The following is a 12,433-nucleotide window of genomic DNA, read 5'->3' as shown; positions in this document are numbered from 1 at the left end:
CGCCCCTGTGTGGGCAGGGAGATCAGTAACCGAGGCCCTTACGAGCTTCGTATTCACCCTTGGGATTGTCGGCAGGGGTATAGAGCTTCGACTCGGTGATGATGAATTTCTCCGGTTCCTTGCCGTCCTTCAGATAGGCTTCCAGGGCATCGAAGGCGGGACCGGCCATGTTCGGCGTCAGTTCGACAGTGGCATTGGCTTCGCCGGCGGCCATGGCCGCGAAGATATCCGGGACCGCATCGATCGAAACGACGAGAATATCGGAACCGGGCTTGAGACCGGCATCCTTGATGGCCTGGATTGCGCCAACGGCCATGTCGTCGTTATGGGCGTAGACTGCGCAGATGCCCTTGCCGCCATTCTCGGCCTTGATGAAGCCTTCCATCACTTCCTTGCCCTTCGAGCGGGTGAAGTCACCGGTCTGGCTACGAACGATCGAGATATTCTTGTGATCGGCAATGGCCTCCTCGAAGCCCTTCTTGCGGTTGATTGCCGGCGTGGATCCGACGGTGCCCTGCAACTCGACGACCTTGCAGTCCTTGTCCTTCACGGTTTCCGTCAGCCAGCGTCCGGCAACACGACCCTCCTCGACCTGGTCGGAGGCGATCGACGTCAGGTAGAGGTCCTGCGGCGCATCGACCCCGCGGTCGAGCAGGATCACAGGGATCTTTGCGTCCTTGGCTTCCCCAAGCACCGCTTCCCAACCGGTCGCAACAACAGGTGCCACGAGGATCGCGTCGACGCCCTGAGCGATGAAACCGCGGATCGCCTTGATCTGATTTTCCTGCTTCTGCTGGGCATCGGCGAATTTGAGATCGATGCCGCGTTTTTCGGCCTCGGCCTTGGTGACGGACGTTTCGGCCGCACGCCAGCCGGACTCCGAACCGATTTGCGAAAAACCAACCGTCAGATCGGCTGCGAGCGCTGTCGTGGACAAAAGGATAGACACACCCGCGCCAAGCGCGAGTCTGGATAGAACAGACATGATTTCCTCCCCAAAATTACCGTACCCGCCCTCCGCAGGTTCGGCATGTCGCGACGCTAGCAATAGTACTATTATATGTAAATATAAACTCGCAAAAAGTGTATATGCAATGCACATACACTTTCTGATAACGGCTCGCGAAATCGACCCGACCATAAGATAGTCTTCATGGTCAGCAGATAGAATTACCCAAAATGCCGGAAAAGCGCCTCTGACAAGAGACAAGGCGCTCGTTCCAGCGGTCAGCCTCTCCCGTGCGAGGATTGCTTGCGAACTTCAAATCCGTTCCGCCAGTTGCTACTCAAGCAAGCCTCAAGCGCAGGCGGGCGAAGATTCACCGCATCTGAGAAACTGAAGAAAGTCTGTTGCGCCGTGAGTCCGGATAAGATCAACTGAAAGCGACACGCATACGTGACCATGCATAAAGGTGAAAAGGCCGTGAAAACGCCCAGCCCGTCCGATAACTCCCGCGAAGACCTTGCTTTTCTCGTGGGGCCGCGATCGGCGGCGCGCTGGCTTATCGTTTTCGTGCTGCTGGCCGGCGTCTACTTTTTCCATGGCTTCGTCGTCCCCGTATTGGCGGCCCTCGTAATCGGCTTCGCAAGCTGGCCCCTTTACCGTCGCTTGCTGAAAAGCATTGGCGGCAATCGCACGCTCGGGGCCACGATCGCGATCGTTCTGGTGATATCCTTCATCGTCGTGCCCATTTCGGTCGCGGCCTTCTATGCCGTTCAGGAAATCAAGATCTGGGCGGCATGGGCAGTCCAGGCCAATGCAACCGGGGCACCTGCGCCACAGTGGCTCGGCGGCATCCCGATCGTCGGAACATCCCTGCTGGAACAATGGGAGTTGCATCTCGCTCATCCGGGCGGTCTCGGCGAACTGGTGCAGATCACCAGCGGTGCGAACATCGGCAGCATCTACAGAGGGCTGCTGGTTTTTGGGACATCGGCCTTCCAGTGGTTCCTGACGCTTCTGTTCATGCTGATCACGCTCTTCTTCGTCTATCGCGACGGCAGATATCTCGCCGGACAACTCGACCGACTGGGCGAACGCATATTGCCTAATCGCTGGGAACGGGTGTCGCGGGTTGTTCCGATGACCATCAGTTCGACGGTAACAGGTATGACGATTATCGCGATCGGAGAAGGCGTCGTGCTTGGGATCGCCTATTGGCTGGCGGGTGTGCCGTCCGCCGTCACGCTCGGCCTCATCACGGGTGTCATGGCACTCATTCCCGGCGGCGCACCACTTAGTTTTACTCTGGTGTCGATCTATCTCGTCGCTAGCGGCTCGGTCGGTCCCGGCATCGCCCTTTTTGTCTGGGGCACGACGGAACTCTTCATCGTCGACAAGACGCTGCGCCCGCATCTCGTCGGCGGGCCAATCAAGCTTCCCTTCCTGCCAACGTTTTTCGGCCTTATCGGCGGTGTGAAGACCATGGGATTCCTCGGGCTTTTCGTCGGTCCCGTGCTGATGGCCCTGCTCGTCGCCATCCTTCGCGAATGGATCCGCGAAGTAGCCAACGAGCCTGCGTCCGTGTCTCCGAAAATCGTCACATCGGCTCAAGGAGCCGATCACCCGAAGGCAGCGCCAAAGGCCTCCTCGTCGTAAGGCGCTCCTCGCTATCGTGCCGGCGATTGTTTGCTGCGTGAAACCCTGGCGCGTGTCGCCAGGACGTCCCGGATCGAAAAGCTGGAATGGATTCGCAGAACACCCGGCATGGTGGAGAGGATCTCCTTGTGGATCCGTTCGAATTCGCCGGCGTTGGCCACTTCCACTTTCAGCAGGTAATCCGATCCCCCCGTCATCAGAAAGCATTCCTGGATTTCCGGATGTTTCCTCACCGCCGCCTCGAATCGGTTGAGATAGTCCTCCGTCTGGCGCTCCAGCGTGATGTTGACGATTACCGCGATGGAATTCTCCATGTGGCCGCTGTCGACAATCGCTGTATATCCCCGGATGACGCCTGATTTCTCCAGAAGCTTGATCCGCCTCAGGCAGGCCGATGGAGACAGCCCGACCTCGGTCGCGAGAGCGGCATTGCTCATACGGGCATCCAGCCTCAGCAGGCGCAGGATATTGCGGTCGATAGCGTCCAGAGCGCTCATGCAGTTTATTCCAACATTTCGCAGATTATTTCACAATGAGTTATTTCATAGAACAATGAAGCGTAAATCAATGGGAAATTCTCCGATCGTTTCAATATCCTTGCCCGATAAAAAGAGGGGTAAGACGTGGATAACGGCATCCGGAACAATCGCATTCGGGAATGGACAAGCAATGAAGGCGCGTCCGGCTATCTCACCATCGATCTCGGCGCCATCCGGCGCAATTATGAGAAGCTTTCCGCAGCCGTTTCGCCGGCAAAGGCCGCGGCTGTGGTCAAGGCCGACTCCTATGGACTGGGCGCCACGAAAATTGCCCCGGTGCTTCTCTCCGCCGGCTGCCACCATTTCTTTGTCGCCCACTTCTGCGAGGCGATCGAGATCAGACCGCACCTGTCCGACGAAGCTCGTATCTTCGTTCTGAACGGTTTGCAGCCCGGAAACGAAACACCGGCCGCCGAAGCGGGCATCATCCCGGTGCTGAACTCGATGGAACAATTGCACCGCTGGTCTGCGACCGCACGCGCGATCCATCGGCGCCTGCCCGCAGTGCTGCAATTCGACACCGGAATGTCTCGGCTCGGCTTCCCGCCGGAAGAACGATCCTTCTTGGTCGAGGAACTGCGAAGCAACCAGGACCTCGACATCCTGTTCATCATGAGCCATCTGGCCTCGGCCGATGACGAGGACAGCCAGCAAAACGGCGACCAGCTCTCGGAAATGCGTCGGATAGCAGAAGAGTTTCCTGCATTCGGCGTCTGTTTTGCCAATTCCGGCGGCGTCTTCCTCAGCAACGAATATCACGGCGTGCTCACCCGCCCCGGCATCGCCCTTTATGGCGGCGCGCCGAACAACGGCGGAAGCAATCCGATGGAACCGGTCGTCAGCCTTGATGTGGCGGTGATCCAGACGCGAACCGTTCCTGCCGGCGCCCGTGTCGGCTATGGCGCAACTTTTGTCACGAAGACCGAGACGCGGCTTGCGACGATTGCCGCCGGCTATGCCGACGGGCTGCCCCGCAGTCTCAGCGACAGCGGCGCCGTCTATTACAACGGCGTGCGACTGCCTATCGTCGGCCGCGTATCCATGGACAGTATCACGATCGATGTCTCCGCCCTGCCGGCAGGCACGCTCTCCCTCGGCAGTCTGGTCGAAGTCATCGGCCCGAACCAGACTCTGGAAATGCTTGCGGCGGATGCTGGAACCATCTCCTATGAGATACTGACCAGTCTCGGCCACCGTTACCGCCGCCAATACCGCTAACAATTCTCTCCTGTCATCGAGGCAATCATGAAAGTCATCGTTCTCGGCGCCGGCGTAGTCGGCGTGACATCCGCCTATCAACTCGCCAAGGCCGGACATGAGGTCGTCGTCATCGACCGCCAGCCCGGCCCCGCCTTGGAAACAAGCTTCGCCAATGCCGGCGAAGTATCGTTCGGCTATTGCTCGCCCTGGGCAGCGCCCGGAATTCCGCTGAAGGCCATGAAATGGCTATTCATGGAACATGCGCCGCTCATTCTGCGCCCAAGGCTAGACACGGCCATGCTGTCCTGGATGTTCAGGATGCTGGCGAATTGCACCGCGGAACGCTATGCCATCAACAAGAGCCGCATGCTTCGTCTCGCCGATTACAGCAGAACATCGCTTGCCGCCGTACGCGAGGAAACCGGCCTCGCCTATGATGAGCGCATGCAGGGAACGCTGCAGCTTTTTCGTACCCCGGGACAACTCGATGCCTCAGCCAAGGACGTGAAGGCGCTCGCCGCCGATGGCATTCCCTACGAAGTCCTGGATCCGGAAGGATGTATCCGGGTCGAGCCGGCTCTCCGGCACGTCCGCGAAAAAATCGTCGGCGGCCTGCTGACACCGAAGGACGAAACCGGTGACTGCTTCAAGTTCACCAATGCGCTGGCCGAAAAGGTCGCAGCACTCGGCGTTCGCTTCCAGTACGGCACGAACATCAAGGGTCTAGACGTTGAAGGCGGCCGTGTGCGCGGCATTGTGACGGACGGAGCGCCGGTTCTTGGCGACGCTGTCGTCGTGGCGCTTGGCAGCTATTCGCCGCTACTGCTCAAGCAGGTCGGCATCAGCCTGCCGGTCTATCCGGTCAAGGGTTACTCCCTCACAATCCCAATCACGGATGCCAGCCGCGCTCCGGAATCGACCGTCATGGACGAAACCTACAAGATCGCCATCACCCGCCTCGGCGACCGCATCCGCGTCGGCGGCATGGCGGAAATTTCCGGCTATACCAACGATCTCGGGCTTGCCCGCCGCCGCACGCTCGAACATTCCGTCACCGATCTCTTCCCTGGCGGGGACGTATCGCAAGCGCTCTTCTGGTCGGGCCTTCGTCCGATGACACCGGACGGCACCCCGGTCATCGGCCCGACAAAGATCCAGGGTCTTTTCCTCAACACCGGTCACGGAACCCTTGGCTGGACGATGAGTTGTGGCTCCGCCCGTGTGATCAGCGATCTGGTCAGCGGTCGAAAGGCCGAAATCGACGCCACCGACCTCGCGATCAGCCGCTACGCCTGACGGTCAAAGCGACGTCGACGGGAAATCCGGCGGACATAATTCGCGATATATGTCCGCCGGCGATATCGCCATGCGAACGGCCTGGGCAACCTTGTCCTCCCGCATTCTACGGGCAATGTAGGAAAGGATATTGAGGTGGCTAGGCCCGTTCTCTGGATTGAGAAGCACGAACACAAGATCGACGGGCAATTCGTCTACCGCCTCGAAATCGACCGCTTTTGCAAGACGGACAAACAGGCAGAAATGTTTCTCTATGCCCGTCACGCCAGCATGAGGTACCGCGATGCCGCCGCCGATCCCGGTGGAGCCCAGGCTTTCCCGAGCGATCAGCGGCCGGACGATTTCTTCGACACCGATTTTCAGCCTCTCGGCTGACAGTTCGGCAAGCTGTCTGATCAGACCGGCCTTTGTGGTTGCCTGCAGGCCAACCACGACATTATCCGCCGGAAGATAATCTCGGAGCTTCATGATTCTATCCATGTTCGAGAAAGAAAGGTCCTACTGGCCTTCCTGCAACCGATAACCGACCCCGGTTTCGGTGAGAATGTAACGGGGCTGGTCAGGTGTCTTTTCAATTTTCTGCCGAAGCTGGCGAACGTAGACACGCAGATATTGGACATCGGTCAGGCTATCCCATACCTGTTCCAGAAGGAAGCGGTGGGTCAGCACCTTGCCGGCATGCTGCACCAGAATGCGCAGGATGTCGTATTCCTTCGGCGAGAGCTTCACTTCCTTGCCCGCCACCTTGACGATGCGCTTGACCAGGTCGACCGAAAGCTCTCCCGTCTGGAAGATCGGTTTTTCTCCGTGGCTCTGCAGCCGATGGCGAAGAGCGACGCGAATCCGTGCGACAAGTTCGTTCATCCCGAACGGTTTGGTGACATAATCGTCGGCGCCTAGTTCCAGCGCCTTGACGATGCCGGCCTCGTCGGTGCGGCTCGACAGGATAACGATAGGCAGATCCAGTCCCTCGCCCCGCCATCTGGCCAGAAGATCGAGACCGGGGATGTCCGGCAGGCCAAGGTCTAGGACGATGAGGTTCGGCTTTTCCGTCTTCACCGCCTCGATGGCCACCTTGGCGTTCATCGCCTCGCTGATCGCGTAATCCTGTGTGGACAGGCCGACCCGCAGCAACTTTCTGATCGGTGGTTCATCGTCGACGATGAGAATCCTGACAGCGGAATTGGTCATTCGCTTTCTCCCAGAACGGGCAGTTCGGCGGGCACCGGCATGCGGATGGTGAAGATGGCACCGGAACGGTCTGGGCGGTTGTCGGCGCGGATAGTCCCGCCCACGGCTTCCACGAAACCTCGACAAATCGCAAGTCCGAGCCCGGTGCCGGCGCGCACATGGTCACCTTTCCTGACGCGGTAGAAATTGTCGAAGACCCGTTCGATGTCCTCGGCCGGAATTCCCGGTCCCTCGTCCTTTACCGAAAGTAGGACCGCGCCACCGTCCTGCAAGCCCCGGATCTCGATCACCGTTTCATCCGGCGCATATTTCGCGGCATTGTCGATCAGGTTGAAAAGGACCTGCTCGAACAGAACCGCATCGACCTTCAGCATGGGGAGATCGGCTGGAATGCTGACGACAATCTTATGCCTGGAGCTGATCTTCGCGGCCCTGTTCAGCGCCGTCCCGACGATATCGCCGACGAAATGAAAGGCATAGTTCGGCTCCATGGCGCCCGACCCGATGCGCGTCATGTCCAACAGATTGGAAATGAAACGGCTTAGCCGTTCGGATTCGTCAATGACAGTCGCAAGCATATCGGCACGCGCCTCCTCGGTCAGGCTGGTCCCGAAGTCCTTGAGCGTGCCGGCCGAGCCCATGATGGCGGCAAGCGGCGTCTTGAGATCATGCGAGATGGAGGTGAGAAGAGCAGTGCGCAGGCGGTCCGTTTCAGCGGCAAGCCGTGCCTTGTCGACATCGGAAACAAGCTGGATACGCTCAATCGCAAGCGCCGCCTGGTCAGCCAGTGCATCGAAGAGCCGTTGCTGTTCCGGCGTCAAAAGCGGCCCCTGCTTGTCGTTGTCGAGCCCGACGACGCCGATTGCCTCACGTCCGGTTCGTAGCGGCAGGTAAAGCCTCTTGGCGCCCGGAAGAGTGTCGGCTGCCCGACCGGCGGGACGATTATGCTCCCAGGCCCATTTTGCAGCGGCTATGTCTGCGTCAACGAGCGTATCGTCGGGCGGATATCCTGCTTTGACGACGATGGTCCCCTTCTCCGGCAGGAGAATGACGACCCTTACCTTCAGCATGGAAGCGATTTGGAAGGCGGTCGCCCACAAAACGTCATCGAGTGTGCCCGTGCCCGCGAGCTTCTTCGAAAAGAGATAGAGGTCTTCGGTTGTTCTCGCCCTTTGACGCGCAGCGACCGCCTGCCGCTGGACGGCGGCAGCCAGGTTCGAGGCGACCAGCGCTACCCCAAGATAAAAAAACAGTGCAACGAGACTTTCCGCATCCCGCACGGTGAAGGTGTATCTGGGTTCCAGGAAGAAGAAATTGAAAGACAGCGCACCGATCACCGAGGCATAGAGCCCTGCTCCGAGGCCGCCGCGTATCGCAGCAGCCAGCACGGCCATCAGGAAGACCAGCGCAAGGTTCTGCACGGCAAGCGTCTGATCGAGCAGAACCCCGGCACCAATCGCAAGCGCGATGAAGATCGTGCTTTTAACATAGGGCTTGATACGGAACGGCTTCGGCTGCGACGCCTGCTTCACGCCGCGCCGCAGTTCGTTTTCCTTCGCGTCATTGGAAATAACATGGACGCTGATGTCGCCTGCATAGCGGATCAGATCGTATGTAACCGAGCCCTGCCACAGCTGTCTCCAGCGTGGCTTCGTCGGACGACCGACGACGATGTGGGTGAAATTGTTGGCATGGGCATAAGCGATGACCTCCCGTGAGACCCGAAGTCCCGGCAAGGTCACGGTCTCGGCGCCGAGCTGTTCGGCAAGCCGCATATTGGCCGCCAGACGATCCTTGTCCTCTTCCGACAGATTGATCGATTGCGGCGTTTCGAGATGCAGAGCTGCCCAGGGCGCACGCAGGCGATCCGCCTGCCGGCGGGCATATCGGACCAGGCTCGCGCCGTTGCGACTGTGATCGAGGCAGACGAGTATTCGTTCTCCCGCGGCCCAGGGACCGGAAATCGCATGCGCCTGCATGTGATTGAGAAGCTGTTCGTCCACCCGTTGTGCCGTGCGCCGCAGGGCAAGCTCGCGAAGGGCGGTCAGATTACCCGGAGAGAAATAGTTCTCCATCGCCCGGCGAGCGGTCGTCGGTAGATAAACCTTGCCGTCCTTCAGCCGCTTGATGAGGTCGTCGGGCGTGAGGTCGATGATTTCCACGTCATCGGCCCGGTCGATGATCGAATCCGGCACCGTCTCGCGCACGCGGATACGGGTGATCTGGGCAACGACGTCATTCAGGCTCTCGACATGCTGGATGTTCAGCGTCGAATAGACGTCGATGCCTTGCGAAAGGATCTCCTGCACATCCATGTAACGTTTGGGATGGCGGCTGCCGGCGGCATTCGTATGCGCCAGTTCATCGACGAGCACGAGTGTCGGACGCCGGGCGAGAATGGCGTCGATGTCCATTTCCTCGAGATACTGTCCGCGATAATCGATCCGCTTGCGCGGGATGATTTCAAACCCGTCGAGAAGTGCCTGAGTTTCCTTGCGACCGTGGGTCTCAACGACGCCGACCACCACATCGACGCCATCGACCTTCTGGGCGCGGCCGGACATCAGCATCTCATAGGTTTTGCCAACGCCGGGAGCAGCACCGAGGAAGATTTTCAACTTCCCGCGCGTCTCCCGCTCGGCGTGCTCCAGCAATGCATCCGGCGATGGCCTGTTCAGCATTTCGCGTGTGTCGTCCGGCATGGGTTGAAATCTCTTGATCGGGCACGAGTGGCCACTATCGATGGCCACTCGCCCAGACAGCCTATTTCAATTTATGGATGAGCCTGGTCAAGCGCCAGATTGAGCGCCAGCACATTGACGGTCGGTTCGCCAAGCAGGCCGAGTTCACGATCTTCCGTGTGGCCGTCCACCAGCGTGCGGACGGTTGCCTCATCGATACCGCGCGCCTTGGCAACACGCGGGACCTGGAAGTAGGCGGCCTCAGGAGAAATATGGGGATCAAGCCCGCTGCCGGATGCCGTCACGAGGTCGATCGGCAGCACCTCGGCATTCGGATTGGTCGCGCGGGCGGCCTCATAGTCGGCCTTGACGCGGTCAATCAGCTTGCTGTTGGTCGGACCGAGATTTGACCCCGAGGAGCCGGCCGCGTTGTAACCGTCGCCGGCTGCGGATGGACGCCCGTGGAAATATTTCTCGCTGGTGAAGGCCTGGCCGATCAGCGCCGAGCCAATGACCTGACCATCCTTCTCGACCAGACTGCCATTCGCCTGATGCGGGAAGATCGCCTGGGCGACCCCGGTCATCGCGAGGGGATAGGCAAGTCCGGTTACGGCGGTGGTGGCAACGAGCATGACGATTGCCGGGCGAAGTTGCTTGAGCATTGTTCTTACTCCTTAGGCGAGACCGATCGCCGTGATGACGACGTCGATCACCTTGATGCCGATGAAGGGGACGATGATGCCGCCACCACCGTAGATGAGCAGATTGCGGGAAAGCAGCGCACCGGCGCCGACCGGACGGTAGCGCACGCCTTTCAGCGCGAGCGGGATCAGCGCGATAATGATAAGAGCGTTGAAGATGATCGCCGAGAGAATGGCGCTCTCAGGCGTTGCAAGGCCCATGACGTTGAGCACGCCGAGCTGCGGATAAAAGGCCAGGAACATCGCGGGGATGATGGCGAAATACTTGGCGATATCGTTGGCGATCGAAAACGTCGTCAACGCGCCGCGGGTCATGAGAAGCTGCTTGCCGATTTCGACGATCTCGATGAGCTTCGTCGGGTCGCTGTCGAGGTCCACCATGTTGCCGGCCTCGCGCGCGGCGACCGTGCCGGTGTTCATGGCCACGCCGACATCCGCCTGTGCCAGCGCCGGAGCATCATTCGTGCCGTCGCCGCACATGGCAACCAGCTTGCCCTTGCCCTGCTCCTCACGGATGAGCTGCAGCTTGTTTTCCGGTGTCGCCTGGGCGAGGAAATCGTCCACGCCGGCTTCTGCGGCAATCGCAGCGGCGGTCATCGGGTTGTCACCGGTAATCATGACCGTGCGGATGCCCATGCGGCGCAGCTCGGCGAAACGTTCGCGAATGCCGCCCTTGACGATGTCCTTGAGCTGCACAACGCCGAGCAGCTTCCCGTCGCGGACAACGGCAAGCGGCGTACCGCCGGTTTTTGCGATCTCGTCTGCTATCGCCTGCAACTCACTCACCGCGGCGGCCCCCAACGCAGCGGAACCGAGGTAGGAAAGAACCGCATCGACGGCGCCCTTGCGGATGCTGGAACCGTCGAGATCGACGCCGCTCATGCGCGTCTGGGCGGTAAACGGGACGAAGGTCGCCTTCAGGCTGGCCATGTCGCGGGCGCGGATACCGTACTTCTCCTTGGCGAGAACGACTATAGAACGTCCCTCGGGTGTTTCGTCCGCGAGCGAGGCGAGTTGGGCTGCATCGGCCAAATCCCGCTCGGATACGCCGCGAACCGGATGAAAAGCTGTGGCCTGACGGTTACCGAGCGTTATCGTACCGGTCTTGTCGAGCAGCAGCGTATCGACGTCACCGGCAGCCTCAACCGCACGGCCCGACATGGCAAGCACATTAAAACGCACCAGGCGATCCATGCCGGCAATCCCGATTGCCGAAAGAAGCGCGCCGATGGTGGTGGGGATCAGCGTCACGAAAAGGGCGACGAGCACGATGATCGGTATCGAGCCACCAGCATAGGCTGCAAAGCTCGGGATGGTGGCGGTGGCGAGAACGAAGATAAGCGTCATACCGGCGAGCAGGATGTTGAGCGCAATCTCGTTCGGCGTCTTCTGGCGCTCGGCGCCTTCGACGAGCGAGATCATGCGGTCGAGGAAGGTTGAACCGGCAGCAGCCGTGATGCGGACGCGAATCCAGTCGGAAAGAACCTGCGTACCGCCGGTGACAGCCGAACGGTCACCGCCGGATTCACGGATAACCGGGGCGGATTCGCCGGTGATCGCAGCTTCATTGACCGAAGCGACACCCTCGATCACCTCGCCGTCGGACGGAATGATATCGCCAGCCTCGACGAGAACGATATCGCCCACCTTGAGGCTGGTGCCCGGCACCATGCGATAGCTGGCGCGGTCGCTGCCCGTCAGCAGCTTGGCCTGGGTTTCCGTGCGTGCCTTGCGCAGCGAATCCGCCTGCGCCTTGCCTCGACCCTCGGCGACCGCCTCGGCGAAATTGGCAAAGAGCACGGTGAACCAGAGCCAGAGGTTGATCTGGAAGGAAAAGCCGAGATTGCCGCCACCGGTCGCAAGATCGCGGAGGAAGAGAACGGTGGTCAGCATCGAGACCACGGCCACGACGAACATGACCGGGTTGCGGGCAAGCGTCTTCGGGTTGAGCTTCCTGAAAGCGGCCCCGATAGCCGGAATGAGAATGCGAGAATCGACGATGCTCGCGGATTTTGCCTGGCTCATAAGAGACTCCAGCGTTGAAACGAGAATGGTGGACCGGCCAACCGGTCAGTCGTGCACGATTTGGATTGTGGCCGCGAGGATCAGGATCCCGACCGTCATCAGTAGGATGACAGTGGAAGCCCGCCATTTCGGGCCTTCCACGCCCCGGCGAACCGGAGCATGAAGGGAAGCGTTCAAAGACCTTTTGCGCAGGGTCACGGC

At 60.0% G+C, this 12,433-nt stretch carries 10 protein-coding genes; 3 read left to right on the top strand and 7 right to left on the bottom strand.

What is annotated here, in order from left to right:
- Positions 1–22 precede the first annotated feature (22 nt).
- Positions 23–985 (bottom strand): galactofuranose ABC transporter, galactofuranose-binding protein YtfQ, encoded by a 963-nt coding sequence (gene ytfQ / locus J5N58_RS22560; RefSeq protein WP_112827883.1) that lies wholly within the window; start codon positions 983–985, stop codon positions 23–25.
- Between the two features lie 417 nt (positions 986–1,402).
- Here ytfQ and J5N58_RS22555 point away from each other — a divergent pair, with 417 nt between their 5' ends.
- Positions 1,403–2,599 (top strand): AI-2E family transporter, encoded by a 1,197-nt coding sequence (locus tag J5N58_RS22555; RefSeq protein ID WP_425314485.1) that lies wholly within the window; start codon positions 1,403–1,405, stop codon positions 2,597–2,599.
- Positions 2,600–2,610: 11 nt separating this feature from the next.
- Here the strand turns inward: J5N58_RS22555 and J5N58_RS22550 are convergent, their stop codons facing one another.
- Positions 2,611–3,096: an Lrp/AsnC family transcriptional regulator gene (locus J5N58_RS22550; protein WP_244713172.1), complete on the bottom strand. Its 486-nt coding sequence runs from the start codon at positions 3,094–3,096 to the stop codon at positions 2,611–2,613.
- A 126-nt stretch (positions 3,097–3,222) separates the two neighbouring features.
- Here J5N58_RS22550 and alr point away from each other — a divergent pair, with 126 nt between their 5' ends.
- Together alr and J5N58_RS22540 are read left to right on the top strand one after the other, a co-directional pair.
- Positions 3,223–4,356, top strand: coding sequence for an alanine racemase (gene alr, locus J5N58_RS22545; protein ID WP_244713169.1), 1,134 nt, complete (start codon positions 3,223–3,225; stop codon positions 4,354–4,356).
- Positions 4,357–4,383: 27 nt separating this feature from the next.
- Positions 4,384–5,634, top strand: a complete 1,251-nt coding sequence (locus tag J5N58_RS22540; RefSeq protein WP_113448161.1) for a D-amino acid dehydrogenase — start codon at positions 4,384–4,386, stop codon at positions 5,632–5,634.
- 3 nt (positions 5,635–5,637) lie between these two features.
- Here the strand turns inward: J5N58_RS22540 and J5N58_RS22535 are convergent, their stop codons facing one another.
- The 5 genes from J5N58_RS22535 to kdpB all read right to left on the bottom strand — a co-directional run bounded on the left by J5N58_RS22535 (position 5,638) and on the right by kdpB (position 12,232).
- Positions 5,638–6,102: a PTS sugar transporter subunit IIA gene (locus J5N58_RS22535; protein ID WP_162759166.1), complete on the bottom strand. Its 465-nt coding sequence runs from the start codon at positions 6,100–6,102 to the stop codon at positions 5,638–5,640.
- A gap of 30 nt (positions 6,103–6,132) precedes the next feature.
- Positions 6,133–6,825, bottom strand: a complete 693-nt coding sequence (locus J5N58_RS22530; protein WP_112827889.1) for a response regulator transcription factor — start codon at positions 6,823–6,825, stop codon at positions 6,133–6,135.
- Positions 6,822–9,527, bottom strand: coding sequence for a sensor histidine kinase (locus tag J5N58_RS22525; protein ID WP_244713167.1), 2,706 nt, complete (start codon positions 9,525–9,527; stop codon positions 6,822–6,824). The genes J5N58_RS22530 and J5N58_RS22525 overlap by 4 nt, the downstream gene beginning before the upstream one ends.
- A 71-nt stretch (positions 9,528–9,598) precedes the next feature.
- Positions 9,599–10,168 (bottom strand): potassium-transporting ATPase subunit KdpC, encoded by a 570-nt coding sequence (kdpC, locus tag J5N58_RS22520; RefSeq protein ID WP_112827891.1) that lies wholly within the window; start codon positions 10,166–10,168, stop codon positions 9,599–9,601.
- Between the two features lie 12 nt (positions 10,169–10,180).
- On the bottom strand, positions 10,181–12,232 hold the full coding sequence (kdpB, locus tag J5N58_RS22515) for a potassium-transporting ATPase subunit KdpB (protein WP_113443663.1): 2,052 nt from the start codon (positions 12,230–12,232) through the stop codon (positions 10,181–10,183).
- Positions 12,233–12,433 lie beyond the last annotated feature (201 nt).

It is taken from the genome of Paenirhizobium cremeum (genome assembly GCF_022884085.1).
GTDB classification, from domain to species: domain Bacteria; phylum Pseudomonadota; class Alphaproteobacteria; order Rhizobiales; family Rhizobiaceae; genus Allorhizobium; species Allorhizobium cremeum.
The sequence above is the reverse complement of the archived record's forward strand: the minus strand, read 5'-3'. Positions and strand labels throughout refer to the sequence as shown.

Coding starts and splice junctions, on each gene's coding strand:
- J5N58_RS22555 (WP_425314485.1), top strand. CDS start 1,403: ATGCATAAAGGTGAAAAGGCCGTGAAAACGCCCAGCCCGTCCGATAAC.
- kdpC (WP_112827891.1), bottom strand. CDS start 10,168: ATGCTCAAGCAACTTCGCCCGGCAATCGTCATGCTCGTTGCCACCACC.
- J5N58_RS22540 (WP_113448161.1), top strand. CDS start 4,384: ATGAAAGTCATCGTTCTCGGCGCCGGCGTAGTCGGCGTGACATCCGCC.
- J5N58_RS22530 (WP_112827889.1), bottom strand. CDS start 6,825: ATGACCAATTCCGCTGTCAGGATTCTCATCGTCGACGATGAACCACCG.
- J5N58_RS22525 (WP_244713167.1), bottom strand. CDS start 9,527: ATGCCGGACGACACACGCGAAATGCTGAACAGGCCATCGCCGGATGCA.
- J5N58_RS22535 (WP_162759166.1), bottom strand. CDS start 6,102: ATGAAGCTCCGAGATTATCTTCCGGCGGATAATGTCGTGGTTGGCCTG.
- kdpB (WP_113443663.1), bottom strand. CDS start 12,232: ATGAGCCAGGCAAAATCCGCGAGCATCGTCGATTCTCGCATTCTCATT.
- ytfQ (WP_112827883.1), bottom strand. CDS start 985: ATGTCTGTTCTATCCAGACTCGCGCTTGGCGCGGGTGTGTCTATCCTT.
- J5N58_RS22550 (WP_244713172.1), bottom strand. CDS start 3,096: ATGAGCGCTCTGGACGCTATCGACCGCAATATCCTGCGCCTGCTGAGG.